Source organism: Mycobacterium sp. OAE908, assembly GCF_017872775.1.
Classification (GTDB): domain Bacteria; phylum Actinomycetota; class Actinomycetes; order Mycobacteriales; family Mycobacteriaceae; genus Mycobacterium.
The window spans coordinates 2,958,237-2,979,550 of sequence record NZ_JAGGJL010000001.1 but is presented as its reverse complement, the minus strand read 5'-3'; the positions used below and the strand labels follow the sequence as shown (position 1 = coordinate 2,979,550).

Sequence of the window (21,314 nt, the reverse complement as noted above, 5' to 3'; positions counted from 1 at the left end):
GAGCACTGATGGCGCTTCACCTCCATCGCGCTGAGCGCACCGATCTCCTCGCCGACGCCCTCGGCCATCTGCTGTCCACTCCGCTACCCGACCCGTTCGCGCAAGAGCTGATCATCGTCCCCGCCAAGGGCGTCGAACGGTGGCTGAGCCAGCGGCTCTCCCACATCCTCGGCCGCGGTGCCGGCCAGGACGGCATCTGTGCAGGCATCTCGTTCCGCAACCCGCATTCCCTGATTGCGGAGATCACCGGTACCGCGGACGACGACCCATGGTCTCCCGACGCCATGGTCTGGCCGCTGCTCGAGGTCATCGACGCCAGCTGCACTGCGGACTGGTGCAAGACCCTGGCCACTCATCTCGGCCACTTCGAAGTGGGCGAGGAGAAGGAGTTGCGCCAGGGCCGCCGCTACGCCGTCGCCCGCCGGCTCGCCGGCCTGTTCGCCTCCTACGCCCGGCAACGGCCGCAGCTGCTGATCGATTGGGAACGCGATGTCGCAGGCGACATCCCCTCCGACCTCGACTGGCAGCCGCCGCTGTGGCGCGCGCTGCTCGACAAGGTCGACGCCGACCCGCCGCATGTCCGGCACGCTAAAACCCTTGTGCGGCTACAAGAATCGCCCCTGGACCTGCCGGAGCGGATGTCGCTGTTCGGTCACACCCGGCTGCCGTCCACCGAGGTCGAACTCCTGACCGCGCTGGCCACCCACCACGATCTGCACCTGTGGCTGCCGCATCCCAGCGACGACCTATGGCGCAAGCTCGCCACCGACAGCGGCCCGATCCCCCGCCGCGACGACACCAGCCACCGCAACGTCGCCCACCCCCTGCTGGCCACCCTCGGCCGCGACCTGCGCGAGCTGCAGCGCAGTCTGCCCGACGATCCCGCCACAGACGAATATCTCAGTGGCTCAACGCATCCCGACACCCTGCTCGGTTGGCTGCAGTCCGATATCGCCGCCAACGCCGTCAGTCCGGACGGCCGCACACACACGCCGACAGACCGCTCCATCCAGGTGCACAGCTGCCACGGCCCGGCCCGCCAGATCGACGTGCTTCGCGAGGTCCTGCTCGGCCTGCTCGCCGACGACCCCACCCTCGAGCCTCGCGACATCCTGGTCATGTGCCCGGATATCGAGACCTACGCGCCACTGATCGTCGCCGGCTTCGGCCTCGGCGACATGATCCGCGGCGTGCATCCCGCGCACCGGCTGCGCGTACGCCTGGCCGACCGCTCCCTCGTGCAGACCAATCCGCTGCTGGGCGTCGCGAGTCAGCTGCTCAGCCTCGCGGGCAGCAGGGCCACCTCCAGCGAGGTGCTCAATCTCGCGGCCGCCGCGCCGGTCCGGGCCCGATTCGAGTTCAGCGACGACGACCTCGAGGACATCACCCGTTGGGTGCGCGAAGCCAACATCCGCTGGGGTTTCGACAAGGAAGACCGCCAGCCGTTCGGCGTCGACTTCATCCAGAACACTTGGCGATTCGGCATCGACCGCGTCCTGGCCGGTGTCGCGATGTCCGACGATTCGCATGCCTGGCTTGACACCACGCTGCCGCTCGACGACGTCAGCAGCAACCGCGTCGAGCTGGCTGGGCGGCTCGCCGAGTATGTCGACCGGCTGCACCGTGTCACCGAATCACTCACCGGCACAAGGTCACTGGAAGAGTGGCTGACGTCGCTGGAACACGGAATCGACCTGCTGGCCAAGGTCAGTGATGACGACGCATGGCAGATCAGCCAGCTGCAACGCGAATTCAACGACGTGCTGCGCCAAGCGGGCTCACGCGCCGGCACTCTCATGCGGCTGCCCGACATCAAGGCACTGCTCGAGCGCCATCTCGCCGGGCGCCCCACCCGCGCCAACTTCCGCACCGGGACGCTGACGGTCTGCACGATGGTGCCCATGCGCTCGGTGCCGCACCGGGTGGTGTGCCTGGTCGGCCTCGACGACGGGGTATTCCCGCGGCTCGGGGTGGTCGACGGCGACGACGTGTTGGCGCGCACTCCGATGACCGGCGAGCGCGACATCCGCTCTGAGGACCGGCAACTGCTGCTCGACGCCATCCAGGCCACCACCGAGCACCTCGTGATCACCTACACCGGCGCCAACGAATACTCCGGACACGAACGCCCGCCCGCGGTGCCGCTGGCCGAATTGCTCGACACGCTGGACCTGACCACGCCGGACAAGGTCCGCGACGCCGTCGTCGTTCGACACCCGTTGCAGCCCTTCGACACTCGAAACGTCGTGCCGGGCGGCCTTGTCCCCGACAAACCGTTCACCTTCGACCCGACGGTGCTGCGGGCGGCCCGCGTCCGCTCCGCCGGCCGTGCCGAGCGGCCACCGTTCATCTCCGGTCCGCTGCCGGCCCCGCCGACCGAGGACGTGGTGCTCGCCGACCTCGCGGCGTTCTTCCGGGATCCGGTGAAGGGGTTCTTCCGCGCACTGGACTACACGCTGCCCTGGGAGATCGACGGGGTCCAGGATGCGATGCCGGTGGACATCAACGCGCTCGAGGAGTGGACGGTCGGCGACCGCATGCTGCACGACATGCTCGACGGCATGCAGCCCGACCAGGCGCGCGAGGCCGAATGGCGGCGCGGCACACTGCCACCCGGTCGACTGGGATGGCGCAAGGCCACCGAGATCCGCGACCAGGCCACGCAACTGGCGGAGGTCGGGCGGCACTACCGCGGCGCGCAGTCGCGGGCCCTTGACGTCGACATCGATCTCGGCGGGCGGCGGTTGACCGGCACCGTCTCGCCGGTGTTCAGCGAGCGGCTGGTCGCGGTGACGTATTCGAAGCTCGACGGCCGGCATCTGCTGCAGTCGTGGATTCCGTTGCTGGCGTTGCTCGCTCACGCGTCGCGCACAGACTGGTCGGCTGTCGTCATCGGCCGACCGAAACGCGGCACCACGCCGCGCGAGGAGGTGCTGGGACGCCCCGCGGAATCCGCTGTCGAACTGCTCGCTGACTTAGTGGCGATCTACGACGCGGGTCGACGGGAGCCGCTGCCGCTGCCCGTCAAGACCTCCTACGCGTGGGCGGAAGCCAAACACTCACACGGCGACCCGGAACGGGCGGCAATGTATCGCTGGCGCTCCGATCGCTATCCCGGCGAGGACGCCGAGAAGGCGCACGAACGGGCATTCGGCAAGGGCGCGTGGCTATCCGAACTCGTCGAAAGAGGGCTTGACGAGTATGCCTGCCGGTTGTGGCTGCCGATGCTGAGGGCACTGGGATGATGGACCGCTTCGATCTGTCCGGTCCGCTGCCCGGCCCGTGTTCGACCACGGTGCTGGAAGCAAGTGCGGGCACGGGCAAGACGTTCGCACTGGCCAGCCTCGTCACGCGGTATGTCGCCGAGGGTGTCGCGACGCTGGACCAGATGCTGCTCATCACGTTCAGCCGCGCGGCAACCCAGGAGCTGCGCGACCGGGTCCGCCGCCAACTCGTCGAAGCCGCGGCCGCGGAAGAACAGCCCGACCGCCGTCGACGGCTCCGAGATGCATTGGCGGCCTTCGACGCAGCGACGATCGCCACCACGCACCAGTTCTGTCAGCTGGTGTTGCGTTCGTTGGGTGTCGCGGGCGACACCGACGCAGGGGTGACGTTGGTGGAGAGCCTCGACGAGCTGGTCACCGAGATCGTCGACGACCTGTATCTGCGGCACTTCGGCCGCGAGCGTGAGGACCCGCTGTTGGCGTACGCCGATGCGCTGCGGTTGGCCCGCGAGGTGGTCAACAAGCCGGCGACCGAACTGCGGCCCAAAGATCCCGATCCCGATTCGCGCGCCGCAGTCTGCGTGAACTTCGCGAAAGACGTTGTGGCCGAACTGGACAAGCGTAAGCGGCAGCGGGGCATCCTCGGCTACGACGACCTGCTGAGCCGCTTGGCTGACGCGCTGGACGCCGACGACTCACCGGCGCAAGTGCGCATGCACCAGCGGTGGCCGATCGTGTTGGTCGACGAGTTCCAGGACACCGACCCGGTGCAGTGGAAGGTGATCGACCGCGCGTTCAGCGGCCGCTCGACACTGATTCTGATCGGCGACCCGAAGCAGGCGATCTATTCGTTCCGCGGCGGCGACATCGTCACCTACCTCGACGCGGCCGCAACCGCAGGGGTGCAGAAGACGCTCAGCACGAACTGGCGCAGCGACGGCGATCTGGTGCGGCGGTTACAGGTCGTGCTGAAGGGAGCCGAACTCGGCGACCCGCGCATCATCGTGCATGACGTCGACGCCCACCATGTCGGGTCGCGACTGAAGGGCGCCGGAGATCCGTTCCGGCTTCGGGTGGTACGACGGGAAACACTGGGCCGCAGCGGAACTCGCACACTGCTGATCGGCGACTTGCGTTCGCATATCCCCCGCGATATGGCCGCCGACATCGGTCGCCTCCTGACCGGCGGCGTCACGTTCGACGACCATCCCGTCTGCGCGGGCGACGTCGCGGTGATCGTCGAGAAGCACGTCGACGCCCGAGCCTGTTACGAGGCGCTGTGTGAAGCCGGCATCCCTGCCGTGTACACCGGCGACTCCGACATCTTCGGGTCCGACGCAGCCGAGGACTGGCTGTGCCTGCTGGAAGCGTTCGACCAGCCGCACCGACCCGGGATGGTGCGGGCCGCCGCGGCGACGATGTTCTTCGGCGAGACGGCCGAATCGCTTGTGGCAGGCGGCGACGCGCTGACCGACCGCGTCGCGGAAACCCTGCGGGAGTGGGCAGGCCACGCCCGCGAGCGGGGCGTCGCCGCGATCTTCGAGGCCGCGCAGCTGAGCGGAATGGGCGACCGCGTGCTGTCGTGGCAAGGCGGCGAACGCTTGATGACGGATCTGTCGCACGTGACGCAGCTGCTGCAGGAGGCAGCGCATCGCGAGCACTTCAGCCTGCCGGCCCTGCGTGATTGGCTGCGTGCCCAGCGCGACGAGCGGAGCGGTGCAACGGAACGCGCGCGCCGGCTGGACAACGACGCGGCCGCCGTGCAGGTGATGACGGTGTTCGCCGCCAAGGGCCTGGAGTTCCCGGTCGTGTATCTGCCGTTCGCGTTCAACCGGTACGTCCGCGATCCCGAGTTGGTGCTGTACCACGAGGGCGACACCCGGTGCCTGCACATCGGCGGCCCCGACAGCCCGGATTACAACGCGGTCGTGAAGCTGGGGCGGGCCGAGGACGCCAGCGACGACAGCCGACTGACCTACGTCGCGCTGACCCGCGCGCAGGCTCAGGTGGTGGCGTGGTGGGCGCCGTCGAACGACGAGCCCAACGGTGGGCTGTCGCGGCTGCTGCGGGGCCGCAAGCCGGGCGAGGCCGAGGTGCCGAATTCTGCTCAGCCGGCGAAGGTCTCGGATGCCGACGCGATGGCGCGGCTGCGCGAATGGGAAGCCGCGGGCGGTCCGGTGATCGAGGACTCCGTGATCGCGCCGATGCCCGAGCTGCCAAGCGCTGTGCCGCCGACGGATCTTGACGTCCGCCACTTCCACCGCGGCATCGACACGTCGTGGCGACGCACGTCGTACTCCGGCCTGATTCGCGACGCCGAGGCGACGCCGGTCAGCAGCGAGCCGGAGGTCGTCGAGTTGGACGACGAGGTCGCCGAGATTCCGGTCGTGGCGTCGGCGGCCGGCGACGATGTGCCCTCACCGATGGCTGACCTGCCCGCAGGAGCGAAGTTCGGCACGCTGGTGCACGCGGTGCTGGAGACGGCGGACCCGTTCGCGGTCGATCTGGCCGCGGAGCTGGAGACGCAGATCCGCGAGCACTCGGTGTGGTGGCCGGTCGACGTCGAACCTGAGGTGTTGGCGGCGGCGATGATTCCGATGCACGACACTCCCTTGGGCCCGCTTGCCGACGGTCTGACGCTGCGGCAGATTGGTCTGCGAGACCGCATGTGCGAGATGGACTTCGAATTCCCGTTGGGTGGGGGGCATCTGCGCGAGGTCGGCGAGCTGCTGCGGACGCATCTGCCGAAGGATGACCCGTTGGCGTCGTATGCCGATCGACTGACGGGAGCGGCGCTGGGCGGCCAGCCACTGAACGGGTATCTGTCCGGCTCGGTGGACGCGGTGCTGCGAATCGGCGACCGGTATGTGGTCGTCGACTACAAGACGAACTGGCTCGGCGATCCGGCGCGGCCGTTGACCGCCGCGGACTACACGCAGCCGCGGCTCGTCGAGGCGATGCTGCATTCGGACTATCCACTGCAGGCGCTGCTGTACAGCGTTGTGCTGCACCGGTTTCTACGGTGGCGGCTGCCCGGATACGAACCGGCCACGCATCTCGGCGGCGTGCTGTACCTGTTCCTGCGCGGCATGTGCGGACCGGCCGCCCCGGCCGGGGTATTCAGTTGGCAGCCACCGGTGTCGTTGATCACGGCGGTATCGGAGCTCGTCGCATGACGCTGGAACTGGTGGTCGACGACACTGGCTTCTTCGCACCCGCGGATGTCCATGTCGCGCAGCGACTCACCGCGCTGGGCAAGGAAACCGACGAGCGGGTGGCGTTGGCGGTCGCGCTCGTGGTGCGAGCGTTGCGCGGCGGCTCGGTATGCGTCGACCTGACCTCGCCGGAGATGGTGGATCTGGCGGCGGCAGTGAAGGCCAGCCCGCTGCTGACCGACCCGCCGGTGCTACGTGTCGAGGGCGATCTGCTGTACCTCGATAGGTACTGGCTGGAAGAGCAGCAGGTGTGCGAGGACATCCGCGCGATGGTCTCGGCCCGGCCCACCGAGGTGTCCTCCGACATCGACCGGCTGTTCCCGGCGGGGTTCGAGGAACAGCGGGTGGCTGCGGAAATCGCTCTGTCGCAAGGGCTGACGGTGTTGACGGGCGGCCCCGGCACCGGCAAGACGACGACGGTGGCGAGACTGTTGGCGATGCTCGCAAGCGGTGGGCGGTTGCGAATCGCGTTGGCCGCGCCGACAGGCAAGGCGGCGGCGCGCCTGCAGGAGGCGGTGCAGTTGGAGGTCGGCGCGCTGTCGCAGGCGGATGGAGAGGCGTTGGCGGGCTTGCATGCCACCACGCTGCACAGGCTGCTGGGCAGCAGACCGGACACGTCGGCGCGGTTCCGGCACAACCGCGGAAATCGGTTGCCGCACGACGTGATCGTCGTCGACGAGACGTCGATGGTGTCGCTGACCATGATGGCCCGGCTGTTGGAGGCGGTGCGGCCGGACGCAAGGCTCATACTCGTCGGCGACCCGGATCAGTTGGCGTCGGTGGAAGCGGGCGCGGTACTGGCGGATCTGGTCGACGGATTGGGCGAAACCAAGATCGCGGCGCTGAAGACGTCGCACCGTTTCGGTAAATCGATCGGCGCGCTGGCGACCGCGATCCGCGTGGGCGATGCGGACCGGGCGATCGAGGTATTGCGGGCCGGTGACGAGCACATCGAGTGGATCGACGCCTCGGATCCGCGGGACAAGTTGCGCAATGTGCTTGTCCGACATGCCGTTGCACTGCGGACTGCGGCGATCCTTGGCGACGACCGGGCGGCGTTGAAGGTGCTCGACGAACATCGGCTGTTGTGCGCACACCGGCGGGGGCCGTTCGGCGTCACCCACTGGAACCGGCAAGTCGAACGCTGGCTGACGGAAGAGACGGGCGACCCGATCTGGTCGTCGTGGTACGCGGGCAGGCCGGTGTTGGTGACAGCCAATGATTACGGACTGGGCCTCTACAACGGGGACACGGGTGTGACGGTGGTCCGCGACGATGCGCTGCGAGCGGTCATCGGGGAGACGTCTTTTGCGACGAGTCGCCTGGCGGATGTCGAGACGATGCACGCGATGACGATCCACAAGAGCCAGGGCAGCCAGTCCGAAGAGGTGACGGTGTTACTGCCGCAGGAGGATTCGCGGCTGCTGACGCGAGAGCTGTTCTACACCGCGGTGACGCGCGCAAAGGAACGGGTCCGGGTGGTGGGCTCGGAGGCGGCGCTGCGGACGGCGATCGAACGGCGGGCGGTGCGCGCGTCGGGCCTGGCGCAGCGGCTACGCGAGTAGCGCGTCCCAGAACGCGGCGTCGTTGTCGGCGTGGCTGGCGATGGTCGCGGCTTCCTCGCGAAGGTCGAGCACCCGCTGATGTATCCGATACTCGGTGGAGCGGGGCATCTCGCCGGGGCCATAGCGGCCGCGTTTGAGGCGGATCACTCGGCCGTGCGCGATCTCGGCGCGCAATGCGTCGGACACCACCTTCGAGGCTCGGCCGGGAATCTCGAAGCATTGGTATTCCAGTGCCTCGATGAGGTCGGCGACGGTCTTTGCGCCGTGCTGGAACAGAAACATGGTGAGCGCGTAGCGAAGCTCGACGCCGCGGAGCTGTCGTCTGTGTGTCATGGCTCGACGGTGTCAGGGGCGACCGACATCATCGGCGAGCGCCGCCAGGGACACTATGTGAATTGCCCGGCTCTAAGCGACAAAGTCGGCACGAGCGACAAAGTCGCCGAGAGCCGGGCACTTTGGAAAGTGGCCCCTAGGACAGGGCGCTGCCTTTGCGCCACTCGCTCCACGGCATCGTCCAGTCGCCGTTGTCCCACAGCTTCAATGGCGGACCACCGGTGTTCCGTACCTCGACGACATCGCCGGGAACCGAAAAGTCGTAGAACCATGCCGCGTTGTCGCTGTTGAGATTCAGGCACCCGTGGCTGGTATCGGTGTTGCCCTGCGCCCACACCGTCGCGTTGAGCTGGTGCAGATAAATGCCGTCCTTGCTGATGCGCGTGGCATACGGAATCGTCTCGCGATACCCGAGCCGCGAATTGATCGGCAGCCCGAACGTCGACGAATCCATGATCACCGGATTGGCCTTGTCCATCACGGTGTAGACACCAGGCGGCGTCCAAAAGCTCAGCGTCGTACCGCCAATCGTCTCGGTGCCGCCCATACCCATCGAGGTCGGCATCGTGCGGACCAGCTTGCCGTTGTCGTAGACGCTGACCTGCTTGGTGTTGTCATCGGCGATCGAGACGTGCGAGTCGCCGATTTTGAACGACACATGCTCGTCCTCTTGGCCGTACAGCCCGTCACCGACAAGGGTGCCGTACAGATTGGCCGACACGTCAACCGTTGTACCTGGGGCGTAATACTTTTCGGGTCGCCAGTGCGCGGTCTGATCGTCGAGCCAATTCCACGACCCGGACACGGGCGGGTTGGTCTTGACAACGAGGCGGCGTTCGGCGTTGGCCTTGTTCTCGATGGGCTCGTCGAACTTCGCGACGACGACCATGCCGACGCCGTACGTTGCGCCGTCCTGCAGCAGACCGCCCGCAGTGGTCTCGAGGTACACCTGCGTCTGGTTGCCCGGCGACAGCGTGCTGAAGCTCGACGTCTGGCGCGTCGGCATGCCGTTGGGCCCGCGAGCAGAAATGCTGAGCGTGTAGGTGCGGCCATAGCCCAGCTGAGCGGTCGGCTTCCACACCGTGCCGTCCGGGGTGAGCACGCCGGGGATCACCTTCCCCGAATCACTGCGCATCTCGACGCCGGTGATCGTCCCCGAGGTGGCGGTGACCAGTACGGGACCCGAAGGGCTGACCTCGTCCGCGCCAGGAGCCGGCGCCGTCCACACCGCGGCGGGCTGCGGAGCTGTCGGCTTCGATACCGCCTGCGGAACGGGAGTCGCCGTCACCGTCGGGCAGTGGTCTCCGCATTCAGGGGTGGTTGACACCACGACCCCGCCAAGTACTGCGAGGATGGCGAGCACGACAGCCAGGCAGGCTCCCTGGACACGGCGAGTAGACGTCAAGTGTTCTCCGTTGGGGTTCGGCGAGGGCCGGGACGGCTCATATCCTAGCCACACGCCAGCGGGCTCGCCGCAGCACCGCCGACCAGCACTGATTCGTAATCGTCTTGTTGCGTGGGCGAATTCAGGCCTTCACCGTCGAGCTTCCGTTAGGGCCGCAACAACGCAGGTCAGTCGGGTTTACGGTACGGCCGCCACTGCCCTTCCGGCTGAGCCAGACGGTCGCTGATCACACGCAAGGTTTCCACGTTGTGCCCGTAGCCGAGGTGGGTGCTGTGCACTTCGACGTTCTCGGTCTCGGGCGCAGGCAGGCTCAGGCAGCACTGCCACGCGACGATGCCGTCGGACTTGCTGTAGATGCAGGTGGTGGGAACCTGAAGCGGCGCCTCCCGCGCAATCCGGGCGGCCTCCGAAACGACTTGGCGGGCTTGTGATTTCCGATTCAGCAGCCGCCACATGCGCCACGCGTGAGTGGCTTGGTGGTTGCCGCGGATCGGCGAGCCGAGCGTGATCACCATCCGCACGTCGTCCGGCTGAGCCCTTGCCAGCTCGCGCGCGAAGATGCCGCCCGCGCTCCAGCCGACCACACTGACTTTGCGTCCGTCATTGCGCGCTCGGATGTCGTCGAGCCGGGCAGGCAAATGCTTGATCATCCCCGGCCGGACTCCGAGGTTGGTACCGAGGCGCCAGTCATACGCGCGGTATCCGAGCCTGCGCAGTAACTGCCTCAGGAACTGAGTGGACGCCGCGCCCGCGAGGAAGCCCGGCAACACCAGTACCGGATGACCGTCCCCGCGCGGCCAGTGCGCCGTCTGGCTCACCGCCCGGCGCGCGGCGACATATTCACCGACGGTGCGCCACTCGCGGGCCAGCAACCAGTAGTCCGGCGGCAGGGCGGCCTCGGCGTCGGGCAACTGGTCACGGTCGTCGCGCATCATGTCTCCTACTACCCCGTTTAGGACAGTGTTGGTCGGGCACCCCGGCCTGTCGAGGAGGTAAATGGTGACCAGCGTCGAAAACCCGGTTCCACCGCAGGATCTGAGCGGCATCGTCGGGCATCGGTTCATCTACACCTATGCCAACGGCTGGCGGTACGAGATGTACGTCAAGAATGACCACACCATCGACTATCGAATACATTCCGGCCACGTCGGCGGCCGTTGGGTGAAGAACCAGGTCGTCGACCTCGTCCAGCTCGACGACGACAGCTTCAAGGTGTCCTGGACCGAGCCGACCGGTACCTCCGTGGCGGTCAACATCATGCCGAGTAAGCGCCGCCTGCACGGCGTGATCTTCTTCCCGCAGTGGATCCGTGAACACGGCGAGCGGACGGTCTGCTTTCAGAATGAGCACCTCGAGCAGATGCACGCGTACCGCGACCAGGGGCCGACGTATCCGATCTACGTCGTCCCGGAATTCGCCTACATCACCTTGTTCGAGTACGTCGGCGCCGACGACGACTCAGTGATCGACACGGCGCCCAGCCAGCTACCGGCTGGCTGGGCCGACCGCGCGAATTGATCAGCGGCGCCCGCCGCCGCCGTTGAAGCCTGGCTCGGCCACCTCACCCGGGGTGAGCTCAAAGGGGGCCGGCGCCTCGACTGCAGGAGCGAAGTCGTTGCCGCCCGTCTCATCGCCGCCGCCGGTCGGGGCGCCCCCGATCTCGTCGGTGGTCTCGCCCGCGACGTCCGGGGCACCGCTGGAGATCGGCTTCGGGGAGACCCACACCAGCAGATCCTGGACACCGTCGTTGTAGACAACGCTGTTCGGGGTGTCGCCGACGACGTCGAAATAGATCTTGCCGGGGATTCCGCCGCCGATGAATCGGTAGTTCTCCCCGCTCTCAGCGCGGGCGTTGAACAGCGCGGCGATGGGAATGCCGCCGTCGTTCGTCACCATCGCTTCATACAACCGGCCGTTGTGGGGCACCGCGTCAGAGCTCTTCCTCAGTCCCTGAACCGTGTACGTGATCATCGGGTTGCCGTAGACATCGTTGAGTGACTCCGGCGTGCCGAACGTCTTGATGTTGTTGGCCGCCCCGGCAGGCGCGGCGGTGACTGCACCAAAGCTGAATGCGATTGCTGTGGCGGCTACTACTCCCGCCAGTTTGTTGACCTTCACCTTGACTCCCCTCGTGTGACGACGCTTTAACCTGCGCGAACGTTACCCCTCCGCAGGAAAATCGAAACGCAAATTTCTGATCTTGTTCCGCCCGTGTCGTGTTAACACATGACACCGCCGCCACAATTACCTCTTTGGCACCATTGACCCCACATGCTGGGCTTTCCGCCGCCGCTACCTTGGTCCCGTGGAGATCGTCCTCACCGACGAGTTCAGACACGCGCTGGCGTTACTCGCCGAGGGCGAGCACCTCTTCCTGACTGGTAAGGCCGGCACCGGTAAGTCGACGCTGATCCGCCGCTTCATGGCCGAGACCGACCGCAACGTCGTGGTGGTCGCGCCCACCGGCATCGCGGCGCTCAACGTCGACGGCTACACGATTCACCGGCTGTTCGGGTTCCGCACGACCACGACGCTGCATGATGTCCGCGATGGCGGCTATCGCCCTGGCCGGTTCACCAAAACGCTGGCGTCGCTGGACACATTGATCATCGACGAGGCATCGATGGTGCGGGCCGACGTCTTCGACATGTTGGCCGCGGCGCTCGAGCGGTTCGGCCCGTCACCGGGTCAGCCGTTCGGCGGCGTGCAGATCGTGCTTGTCGGGGATCTCTACCAGCTGCCGCCGGTGGTCACCGAAAGCGAAGCCGGCTTCTTCTCTACTACGTACGAGACCCCGTACTTCTTCTCCGCCAACACTTTTCGGCGTGACGATTTCCCCACCGTGGCACTGACGACGGTGTTCCGCCAACTCGGCGACGACCGAATGACCGCCATTCTCAACGAGATCCGTGAAGGTGTGCTGTTGGGTCATGCCCGAGAACAGCTCAACGCCCGGACGAATCCCGACTTCGTACCGCCCGATGGCGAGTTCTGGCTGACGCTTGCGCCGACGAACCGCCTTGTGACGGCGCGCAACCGTCAACAGCTCGAACGCCTGCCCGGCGACGAGTTGGTCCACCACGCTCGGGAATCGGGCGACCTGTCGTTGTTCGACCCGCCGGTCGAGCAGACGCTGCGGTTCAAGGTCGGGGCGCAGGTGATGATGCTCAACAACGATCAGGGCAATCGCTGGGTCAACGGCACCATCGGCCGAATCGTCGGCGTGGACTACGACCGCTTCGGAGCCGTCGTCGAGGTGGAGTTCCCCGACGGCTCATGTGCGGACGTCAGCCCCTACACCTGGGAGGCGACACGGCCCGTGGTGGCGGGTGGCTCGTTGACCCGAGAGGTGATCGGGTCGTACACACAACTGCCGTTCAAGCTGGCGTGGGCCATCACGATCCACAAGAGCCAAGGCCAGACGCTGGACCGGTTGATGGTGGACCTGACGGGCGGGATGTTCTCGACCGGCCAGCTCTATGTTGCGCTGAGCCGGTGCACGTCGATGAACGGGCTGGTTCTGAAACGCCCTGTGCTGCCGAAGGATTTGAAGGTCGACCGCCGCATCGCGCGTTTTCTGCGCGGCGCGGTGCGCGATGACCGGGTGCGGCGGTATTGCGCGATCGACATCCTGACGGTCGGCGACGAAGGCCGGATGTCGCGGCCGCGGCCGGTCGAGCTGGCGGTGGCCTTCGACGACGGGACGGCGCTGTCGACCGTGGTCAATCCGCAGCGCGATATGGCCGACGCGCGGCAGGCATATGGGATCACGGTGTCCGACGTGTTGTTGGCACCGACACTGCGAGAGGCGTGGGCGGTGATCGCGCCGATGCTGGCCGGCTACACGCCGGTCGGTTTCGGGATCGACGAGACGCTCGGGCTGATCGACTTCGAGCTGAAGCGGCTGGGGCATGTCGCGCCGATGCCGTTGGGACTGAACATATCCGGAAGCGCCCGTGCGTCGACGGCACTGGAGCTGGCACAGGCTGCGCTGCAAGCGCATGCCGGCTCGCAGATTGACGACGGTGGCGTGTCGGCGTTCGACGAGCCGGAGCCCGTTGAATCCGTGTCCGGCCTGCTCGTCAGCCGCGACGGCGACGCACCGACACCCGAAGCTGGCCATCTGCCTGGTTTGTCGGCTTTGCTGCGGGTGAGCCGCGATGTCGGCGCGATCGTGTTGCGGGGCGCATCGGCGGCAGACGTGCAGGGCGCTGAGGAGACGCCGTGGATTGCAGCGGCGCGGCAGTCGGTGGCCGACCAGCTGTGCGCGGCAGCCTCCCGGGCGACGCTGACCGATGAGGTGGTCGAGCGGCTCAGGGAGGCGGAGACATTTCTGGGCGCCGAGATTCTTTCTGGCGCTTGCATTTCCGAACATCACGATATCGGCGCGACCCTGGTGCCGGGCGCACGGATCTGTTTCACGGGGACGGCGCAGGACGCCAGCGGGCGGGTCGTCGAGCGCGAGGAGATGGAAAGGCTGGCGTCGCGGGCAGGCCTTGCGCCGGTCAAGTCGGTGACGAAGACGCGATGCGAGGTGCTGGTGACAGCCGAGGCGGGCACGCAGTCGGGAAAGGCGCGCAAGGCGCAGGAGTATGGGAAACCGGTGTTTTCGGCCGACGAGTTCTTTGCGTGGGTGCGCAGTCGTCAATAGGACGAGACGCCGTCTATGGAAACGAACATGCCGTGGCCGCTGACGTCGTTGGTCAGCCGGGTGCCGTCGAAGCTCGGCATGACCGTCCATCCCTTGATCCGGTAGGTGTCGCCGTACGTCAGTACCAGGTCTTGGTTCTCGGCGCCGCCGCCGATGTTGCCGTCGGACCAGTTGAAGTTGCCGTCTGCGTCTAATCCTGCGTCGTGCCAGTGACCGTACTGGCCGGCCGGGGCATCGGGAAACCCGTCGGGGCTGGTGCGCTCGCACGTTGCGTGGGCCGCGCTGATGACGCATCGCACCTTGCCGGATTCGGTACGGACATATTGATAGTCGTTGGGATCAGCGAAGGCCGACGGGGCCAACACTCCCACTAGTACAAGCGAAGTCAAACCGATGACTGCACCCGTTCTTGCACCCATGATTCCCCCTCGGTCACCACGATTGTGCGTTGCATCCGACACCGCGCGCAGCAAAAGCAGCAAACAGGCGCGCCTGCCAGGCGTAGTGTGCCGATGGTGCGCGTCGATGTGATGACGGTTCCGCAGCCACTCGGCAAGGTGAGCGATCTGGCCCGGCGAACGCAGGCGGCCGGGTTCGACGGGATGCTGTTCACCGAGACCGGCCGCACCGCATATCTCACCGCGGCCGTTGCGTCGCAAGCCGCACCCGGTCTGGAACTGTCGACCGGTGTGGCGGTCGCGTTTCCGCGCAGTCCCTTCGTGACGGCCGCGACGGCGTGGGAACTGCAGGAGGCCACCGGCGGCAAGTTCCGCCTCGGCCTCGGCACGCAGGTGCGCACGCATGTGGTGCGGCGCTACGGCGTGGACTTCGAAAAACCCGGCCCACGGCTGCGTGACTATGTGCGCGCGGTCAAAGCCTGCTTCTCCGCGTTTCGCACTAACAAGCTGGACCACCACGGCGAGTACTACAACCTGGACTTCATCACACCGCAGTGGAGTGCGGGACCGATCGAAGCGCCCGATCCGAAAGTGGATGTGGCGGCCGTGAATCCGTGGATGCTGCGGATGGCGGGCGAAGTCGCCGACGGTGTGCATGTACATCCGCTCGGCGAGCCGGGTTATCTATTGCGACACGTCGTACCCAATGTGGCTGAGGGAGCGGCGAAGTCGGGCCGGTCGACCTCCGACATCGCAGTGATCGTGCCGGTGATGACGATCGTCGGCGACAGCGACGAGGAACGCCACAACGAACGCGAACTGGTACGCGCCAGCATGAGCTTTTACGGCAGCACGCCGAACTACGCGTTCATCTGGGACGAGGCGGGGTTCGAGGGGACGACCGCACGCATTCGCGAGAAGCAGAAGGCCGGCGACTTCAAAGGCATGGCCGACCAGATCACCGACGACCACATCGCCACCTTCGCAACCGAGTCGACATGGGATGGCCTGGCCGACGCGCTCACGGCCAAGTATGACGGGGTCGCGACTCGCATCGTGCTGTACAACGCGCTCGGTGATCAGGACCGCTTCGAGCGCTATGGCGCTGTGGCGCAACGCATATCGAACTAGTCCACCGAGCCGATACTGGCATCGCAGATCGGCACGTCGACATTCATCGGGTGCGAAACGAATCCGTTGGGCGGCGTGACCACCAGATTGCCCCAACGCGGGCACGCGTTTCCGGTCGCGGTGTCGATCGCATAGGCCGTGACGTCAGCGGTGGCGACGTCGCCGGGATTCAGCGTCAGGTGGTGCGCGGCATTGGCGGGGCGCCGAGGCACGTTGATCAGCAGACCACCGACCGGCGTGACCAGGTCCGCGCCCGGATAGCCGAAGAGCGTGCACGAATGCGACGAGGTGTTCTTGAACGACAGGTTCACATGCCGTTGCGTGTTCGCGGACTCCAGCGGCCCATTGCTAACCGCGAGATCGTCGTCAGTGCAGGGGCCGGCCGCCTCAGGCGCAGGTGCCTCAGGCGCCGGGGCCGCGGGCGTGGTGGTCACGGTGACCGTGGCCGGCGCAGCAGGCGGCGCTGCGGTCACCGAAGCCGACGGCGTGGCGGTGACTGTGACGGTCGAAGCCGGTGCGGCAGGCGTCGTCGTCCGCTCGGCCGAACAACCGGCCAGCAGGGCGACCGCGAGTAGAGGCAGCGCGATTTGCTTCATGTCCAACAGGATGGTGCCATCCACTTGGCGGATTCTTGGAGTTTCGGGCCACCGCCACGGGGAAACACTGAGCGCATGAGCCGGGCCGTTCGTACTGTCGCGGCCGCAGCCGCTTCCGCCGTGGGCGCTGTCGTCGCGCGCGACCTCTTCCAACGCAATCACGCACTCCTGCGCAACTTCCCGCTACTCGGCCACGCCCGCTACCTTATCGAAGCCATCGGCCCCGAGCTGCGGCAATACATCGTCGCGGCCAACGACGAGGAGCGCCCGTTCACGCGCGACCAGCGTCGCTGGGTGTACGCCTCGGCGAAGAAGGAGAACAACTACTTCGGCTTCGGCACCGACAACGACCTCGAGTACACCGCAGGCTATCCAGTGATCAAACACCGCACGTTCGGTCGGGCCGTGCCGCGGTCGGCACCCAACGCCTCGCACGAGGTCGACCTGCCGTGCGCCAAGGTGATCGGCGCCGCCCGCAACCGGGCCAAGGCGTTCCGGCCGAAATCCGTCGTCAACGTCTCCGCGATGAGCTTCGGGTCGCTGTCGGGCAACGCCGTCGAGGCGCTCAACCGCGGTGCCGCGCTGGCCGACTGTCTGCACAACACCGGTGAAGGCGGAATCTCGCGCTATCACCGCCACGGCGGCGAGCTCATCTTCCAGATCGGCACGGCCTACTTCGGCTGCCGCGACGCCGAGGGCCGCTTCGATCTCGACAGGCTCAAGGACGTTGTCGCGGGCGCACCGGTGCGGGCCCTGGAGATCAAGTTGAGTCAAGGCGCCAAGCCAAGCCTCGGCGGGCTGTTGCCCGCGCCGAAGGTGTCGGCCGAGATCGCGGAAGCGCGCGGGGTGCCCGAGGGTCGCGACTGCATCAGCCCGTCGCGGCACGCGGAATTCACCGACACCGACGGCCTACTCGATTGGGTGGAAATGCTCGCCGCCGAGACTGGCCTACCCGTCGGTATCAAGTCTGCGGTCGGCGATCTCGAATTCTGGTATGAGCTAACCGATCTCATGCGCGAGACGGGACGCGGCGTCGACTTCGTCACCATCGACGGCGGCGAAGGCGGCACAGGCGCGGCGCCGATGATCTTCACCGACGCCGTCTCGCTGCCGTTCCAGCTAGGCTTTGCTCAGGTGTATCGGATCTTCGCCGAGCGCAATCTGCATGAGGACATCACGTTCATCGGCTCCGGCAAGCTCGGCTTGCCCGACAATGCGGTGGTGGCCTTCGCGCTCGGCTGCGACATGGTCAACGTCGCTCGCGAGGCCATGCTCTCGATCGGCTGCATTCAGGCCCAGAAGTGCCACACCGACACGTGTCCCACCGGTGTCGCCACCCAGAACGCCTGGCTGGCCCGCGGCTTGGTGCCCGAGGTTAAGGCCGTGCGCATGGCGAACTACATCAAGACGTTGCGACGCGATCTGGTCAAGGTGGCCGAGGCCTGCGGGGTGGAGCACCCCGGCCTGATCACCACCGAGTCGGTCGACATCCTCGACGGCCGGACCGCCGCGACACCGCTGCACGAGGTCTACGGGTACAAGCCCGGCATGGGCCTACCGTCGGCGGCCGATCGCGAAGAGATCGTCCGGTTGATGACGGCCACTGAGCCGCAAGGCGGTTCGGCACAACCGTCGCAGTCCGCCGTCGGATAGGGCAGGGAGCGTAGGCGACCGCCCGATCCGCGGGGCCAGTTTGGGATCGGTAGCGCGAGGTCGGTCCTAGCCTTGGACGATGGACACGATCTGGATCGGCCCTGTCGTCTTGATTCTGTTCTTCGGTCTGGCGGTGTATATCAATCGTCGTCGAATGAGCCGTTGGAGTAGGGAAAGTCAGGATTACGAATATCCGGCCAGACAGACCAAACCGCCTCGCTACCTACCCAATCCACGGGTTCCGGGATCGATGGCGAACTATCTGTTGGCGATGACACTTCCCGTGGCGGTTGCACTCGCGGTGGTCGGCTTCTGGCTCGGCGTCACTGACCTCCAGAGATATTCGGAAGGCACGCCGACGAGGGCGACGGTCACCTATTGCGGGGTCGGCTCGCGTAGTAATTGCGAGGCGACATGGAGCATCGGCGGAGTCTCGCAGACCGGGGTGATCAACGGAGGCTTTTGGGATGGCGCCGATCGCGTCGGATCAACGCTCGATGTTCGGGTGAACAACGGCGAGGCCTATACGGCGGGATCAGTTCCCGTCGGTTTCGCGATCGGCGGCGGTTCCGCCGTGGTCGCGATTTCTGCCCTCGTAGCGCTGATTTGGAGGCGCGTCCGGAGTCGTCGCGCTGTCGGCGCTCAGGGCGTGTAGGGCCGAGCGGCACCCTCCGCGCGGACCGAGCCCCTGCGTCGCCCGACGCCCTCGGCGGCCAGCGGCGTCGCGATCTCCTCCAACGACTTGCCTTCGGCGTCGACCGCAAGGAACCAGGCGGTGAGGCCACCGGCGATCATCACGGCGGCACCAAGCAGATAGCCGAGGAACAGCAGGAACGGTTGAGAGCCGTCGCCGATCAGCGCGCCGTAGACGACCGGGCCCAGGGCACCGAAGCATTGCGCGATGGAGAAGAACACCGCAATTGCCTTGGCCCGGACCTCGAGCGGAAATATCTCGCTCACAGTCAGATACGCGGCGCTGGCGCCTGCCGACGCGAAGTAGAAGATGATGCACCAGGCGATGGTCTGGGTGATGGCATTGAGCATCCCGGCGTTGAACAGCACCGCGCTGACGGCGAGCAGCAGACCGGACAGCACATATGTGCCTGCGATCATCTTCTTGCGGCCGATCGTGTCGAAGTAATGCCCAATGGTCAACGGGCCGGTGAGATTCCCGACGGCGAACGCGATCAGATAGAGCGGGGTCGAACCGGAGGCGACGCCGTAGAACTTGCCGAGCACCAAGGTGTAGGTGAAGAAAATCGCGTTGTAAAGAAATGACTGACTGATCATCAGCACCGCGCCGAGGATGGACCGACTTGGGTAGTCGCGGAACAGGACTCGGGTCAGCGCGATATAGCCGATCTTTTCGGTCGGCCGCAGCTCGATGGCCTTGCTCTCGTCCACCGGAGGCAGTGTCTTGCCGGTGGCCTCCACCTCTTGCTCGATGTAGGAGATCGACTGCTCGGCGGCATCCACGCGGCCGTTCATCACCTGCCAACGCGGGCTCTCCGGCAGGTTGCGTCGCACCACCAGAATCACCAGGCCCAACACGGGGCCGATGAGGAATGCCAGCCGCCAACCCAGGCTGAGGTCAATGGCTTTGAGGAAGACGAACGTGCCCAGCGTGCCGAGAATCGCACCGCCCCAGTAGGTTCCGTTCACGGCGATGTCGACGCGGCCGCGGAAGCGGGCCGGAATCAGCTCGTCGATCGCGGAGTTGATCGCGGCGTATTCGCCACCGATACCCATGCCAGCGATGAACCGCGTGATGTACAACCACACGACCCAACCCGGCCCGTTACCGAGTGTCAGCGCAGTGAGGCCGCTACCGAAGAGGTAGACGCCCAACGTGATCATGAAGAGGTTGCGTCGGCCGAGCTTGTCCGAGAGCCGGCCGAAGAACAGCGCGCCGACGACCTCGCCGGCCAGGTACACGCTGGCGATGAAGCCGACCGCGGCCGACGACAGCCCAAGCGTCTCGGGCTGGGTGAGGGTGTCGGCCACGGAACTGGCCACGGTGATCTCTAAACCGTCCAGGATCCAGGCCACACCGAGCGCGACGACGATGCGGGTGTGGAACGGCGACCACGGCAATCGATCGATGCGTGCGGGAATGGTGCTGCGGATTATGCCTTGCGTCTCGGCGGGCGCTGCCATGATCGCCTCCTTGCGAACAGGACAAATAATGGACACCGCTTTCCCGCGGCGGTGTGATCGCAAACCTGTCGCCATAACTGCCGGCGAGCGGCGAGTCCACAGACCAATGCAGAAATGCCCGGCTCGAAGCGACAATGTCGCTGGCACCGACACTGTCGCCAAGAGCTGGGCATTTCGACAACCACTGTGGTGGAGAGCCAGCCTTTGCAGCACGCAAAATTCGTGAAACCGCCGTCGGCGGACACCCCCTAGGCTCGATTTGTGGGACGCATCGTCGTGGTGTCTGCGGATCGCGGATGGACATGCGCATCCTGTGGCGCCACCGGCGATTTCCTACGCATGCACAGGTCCGGTCCGATGTGTCTTGACTGCGCCGACCTCGGTCACCTCGAGTTTCTGCCGTCCGGCGACGCGACGCTCACCCGGCGCGCCCGCAAGGCCAGCGGACTGTCCGCCGTCGTGGTGCGTTGGAGCGTGCGACGCAGTCGCTATGAGCGGCAAGGCATTCTGGCGGAACCGGCTGCAGTCGAACGCGCCGCACGCGAATGTCTCTCCCACACCGGTGTGCGCACTCGCCGAACCGGTCAGCGGGTGCAGTTTCGCGCCGAGTTCGCCGCCGCGATCCGCGAGCAGTTTCCGGGGTGTCCACCTGACCGCGCCGAGGCGATCGCACTTCATCAGGCGGCGCGCTGCAGCGGCCGTTGGGGACGCAGCGCAGCCCGGCCGGTCCTCGACGCCGACGCCGTACGACTCGCCGTGGTCGCGTCGGTTCGCCACGTCGACACCGACTACGACGACCTGCTCATGTCGGGTCTCGACCGCGAAACTGCTCGCGTGCGGGTGCAGCAGCGGGTCGAGGACGTCATCGATGCGTGGCGCCACGGGGTCACGATGCTCGACGGATAGCCCTCCGCTTGTCCGGTCCGCCCCCGTACCGTAGTGTCAACCAAGTTGATATCCCACGGAGGGATGTCATGCCGTCCGTC

General features: G+C 66.4%; 16 protein-coding genes. 9 read left to right on the top strand and 7 right to left on the bottom strand.

Annotated features, from left to right (window positions below):
• The first annotated feature begins 8 nt into the window (after positions 1–8).
• From recC to recD, 3 genes are read left to right on the top strand one after another with little or no spacing between them, the layout of a single operon-like run.
• On the top strand, positions 9–3,245 hold the full coding sequence (recC, locus tag J3E61_RS14655) for an exodeoxyribonuclease V subunit gamma (RefSeq protein ID WP_210084050.1): 3,237 nt from the start codon (positions 9–11) through the stop codon (positions 3,243–3,245).
• Positions 3,245–6,400, top strand: a complete 3,156-nt coding sequence (recB, locus tag J3E61_RS14650) for an exodeoxyribonuclease V subunit beta (protein ID WP_210085567.1) — start codon at positions 3,245–3,247, stop codon at positions 6,398–6,400. The genes recC and recB overlap by 1 nt, the downstream gene beginning before the upstream one ends.
• Entirely contained in the window at positions 6,397–8,004 is a 1,608-nt protein-coding gene (recD, locus tag J3E61_RS14645; protein ID WP_210084049.1) for an exodeoxyribonuclease V subunit alpha, read from the top strand. The genes recB and recD overlap by 4 nt, the downstream gene beginning before the upstream one ends.
• Here recD and J3E61_RS14640 read toward each other — a convergent pair.
• The 3 genes from J3E61_RS14640 to J3E61_RS14630 form a co-directional block, all read right to left on the bottom strand.
• Complete coding sequence (locus tag J3E61_RS14640; protein WP_210084048.1) at positions 7,993–8,337, bottom strand: hypothetical protein; 345 nt, start codon at positions 8,335–8,337, stop codon at positions 7,993–7,995. The two genes, recD and J3E61_RS14640, sit on opposite strands and share 12 nt — an antisense overlap.
• 136 nt (positions 8,338–8,473) lie before the next feature.
• Positions 8,474–9,700: a L,D-transpeptidase family protein gene (locus J3E61_RS14635; protein ID WP_210085566.1), complete on the bottom strand. Its 1,227-nt coding sequence runs from the start codon at positions 9,698–9,700 to the stop codon at positions 8,474–8,476.
• Positions 9,701–9,909: 209 nt separating this feature from the next.
• Positions 9,910–10,674: an alpha/beta hydrolase gene (locus J3E61_RS14630; protein WP_210084047.1), complete on the bottom strand. Its 765-nt coding sequence runs from the start codon at positions 10,672–10,674 to the stop codon at positions 9,910–9,912.
• A 67-nt stretch (positions 10,675–10,741) separates the two neighbouring features.
• On the opposite strand from J3E61_RS14630, the gene J3E61_RS14625 reads away from it, so the two are divergent.
• Positions 10,742–11,260: a phenolic acid decarboxylase gene (locus J3E61_RS14625; protein WP_210084046.1), complete on the top strand. Its 519-nt coding sequence runs from the start codon at positions 10,742–10,744 to the stop codon at positions 11,258–11,260.
• Here the strand turns inward: J3E61_RS14625 and J3E61_RS14620 are convergent, their stop codons facing one another.
• The gene (locus tag J3E61_RS14620) at positions 11,261–11,860 is read right to left on the bottom strand and encodes a DUF1942 domain-containing protein (RefSeq protein ID WP_192722239.1); all 600 of its coding nucleotides are present in this window, start codon (positions 11,858–11,860) and stop codon (positions 11,261–11,263) included. It abuts the gene before it with no gap.
• Positions 11,861–12,047: 187 nt separating this feature from the next.
• Here J3E61_RS14620 and J3E61_RS14615 point away from each other — a divergent pair, with 187 nt between their 5' ends.
• Complete coding sequence (locus tag J3E61_RS14615; protein WP_210084045.1) at positions 12,048–14,393, top strand: AAA family ATPase; 2,346 nt, start codon at positions 12,048–12,050, stop codon at positions 14,391–14,393.
• On the opposite strand, the gene J3E61_RS14610 is transcribed toward J3E61_RS14615, so the two are convergent.
• Positions 14,387–14,812 (bottom strand): hypothetical protein, encoded by a 426-nt coding sequence (locus tag J3E61_RS14610; protein ID WP_192722241.1) that lies wholly within the window; start codon positions 14,810–14,812, stop codon positions 14,387–14,389. The genes J3E61_RS14615 and J3E61_RS14610 overlap by 7 nt on opposite strands.
• 96 nt (positions 14,813–14,908) lie before the next feature.
• Here J3E61_RS14610 and J3E61_RS14605 point away from each other — a divergent pair, with 96 nt between their 5' ends.
• Positions 14,909–15,922: a TIGR03617 family F420-dependent LLM class oxidoreductase gene (locus J3E61_RS14605; RefSeq protein WP_210084044.1), complete on the top strand. Its 1,014-nt coding sequence runs from the start codon at positions 14,909–14,911 to the stop codon at positions 15,920–15,922.
• Here J3E61_RS14605 and J3E61_RS14600 read toward each other — a convergent pair.
• Positions 15,919–16,518, bottom strand: a complete 600-nt coding sequence (locus tag J3E61_RS14600) for a DUF4232 domain-containing protein (protein ID WP_210084043.1) — start codon at positions 16,516–16,518, stop codon at positions 15,919–15,921. The genes J3E61_RS14605 and J3E61_RS14600 overlap by 4 nt on opposite strands.
• A 75-nt stretch (positions 16,519–16,593) precedes the next feature.
• Here J3E61_RS14600 and J3E61_RS14595 point away from each other — a divergent pair, with 75 nt between their 5' ends.
• Positions 16,594–18,171: an FMN-binding glutamate synthase family protein gene (locus J3E61_RS14595; RefSeq protein WP_210084042.1), complete on the top strand. Its 1,578-nt coding sequence runs from the start codon at positions 16,594–16,596 to the stop codon at positions 18,169–18,171.
• A gap of 79 nt (positions 18,172–18,250) precedes the next feature.
• Positions 18,251–18,826, top strand: coding sequence for a hypothetical protein (locus tag J3E61_RS14590; protein WP_192722245.1), 576 nt, complete (start codon positions 18,251–18,253; stop codon positions 18,824–18,826).
• Here J3E61_RS14590 and J3E61_RS14585 read toward each other — a convergent pair.
• Complete coding sequence (locus J3E61_RS14585) at positions 18,814–20,328, bottom strand: MFS transporter (RefSeq protein ID WP_210084041.1); 1,515 nt, start codon at positions 20,326–20,328, stop codon at positions 18,814–18,816. The two genes, J3E61_RS14590 and J3E61_RS14585, sit on opposite strands and share 13 nt — an antisense overlap.
• A gap of 339 nt (positions 20,329–20,667) precedes the next feature.
• Between J3E61_RS14585 and J3E61_RS14580 the strand changes: the two genes are divergently transcribed.
• Entirely contained in the window at positions 20,668–21,234 is a 567-nt protein-coding gene (locus tag J3E61_RS14580; RefSeq protein WP_210085565.1) for a DUF2293 domain-containing protein, read from the top strand.
• The last annotated feature ends 80 nt before the right edge of the window (positions 21,235–21,314 follow it).

Bases quoted from the DNA above. Each gene is read 5' to 3' on its own strand.
- J3E61_RS14640 (WP_210084048.1), bottom strand. From the start codon at position 8,337: ATGACACACAGACGACAGCTCCGCGGCGTCGAGCTTCGCTACGCGCTC.
- J3E61_RS14610 (WP_192722241.1), bottom strand. From the start codon at position 14,812: ATGGGTGCAAGAACGGGTGCAGTCATCGGTTTGACTTCGCTTGTACTA.
- recC (WP_210084050.1), top strand. From the start codon at position 9: ATGGCGCTTCACCTCCATCGCGCTGAGCGCACCGATCTCCTCGCCGAC.
- J3E61_RS14590 (WP_192722245.1), top strand. From the start codon at position 18,251: ATGGACACGATCTGGATCGGCCCTGTCGTCTTGATTCTGTTCTTCGGT.
- J3E61_RS14595 (WP_210084042.1), top strand. From the start codon at position 16,594: ATGAGCCGGGCCGTTCGTACTGTCGCGGCCGCAGCCGCTTCCGCCGTG.
- recD (WP_210084049.1), top strand. From the start codon at position 6,397: ATGACGCTGGAACTGGTGGTCGACGACACTGGCTTCTTCGCACCCGCG.
- J3E61_RS14630 (WP_210084047.1), bottom strand. From the start codon at position 10,674: ATGCGCGACGACCGTGACCAGTTGCCCGACGCCGAGGCCGCCCTGCCG.
- J3E61_RS14600 (WP_210084043.1), bottom strand. From the start codon at position 16,518: ATGAAGCAAATCGCGCTGCCTCTACTCGCGGTCGCCCTGCTGGCCGGT.
- J3E61_RS14585 (WP_210084041.1), bottom strand. From the start codon at position 20,328: ATGGCAGCGCCCGCCGAGACGCAAGGCATAATCCGCAGCACCATTCCC.
- J3E61_RS14580 (WP_210085565.1), top strand. From the start codon at position 20,668: ATGCACAGGTCCGGTCCGATGTGTCTTGACTGCGCCGACCTCGGTCAC.
- recB (WP_210085567.1), top strand. From the start codon at position 3,245: ATGGACCGCTTCGATCTGTCCGGTCCGCTGCCCGGCCCGTGTTCGACC.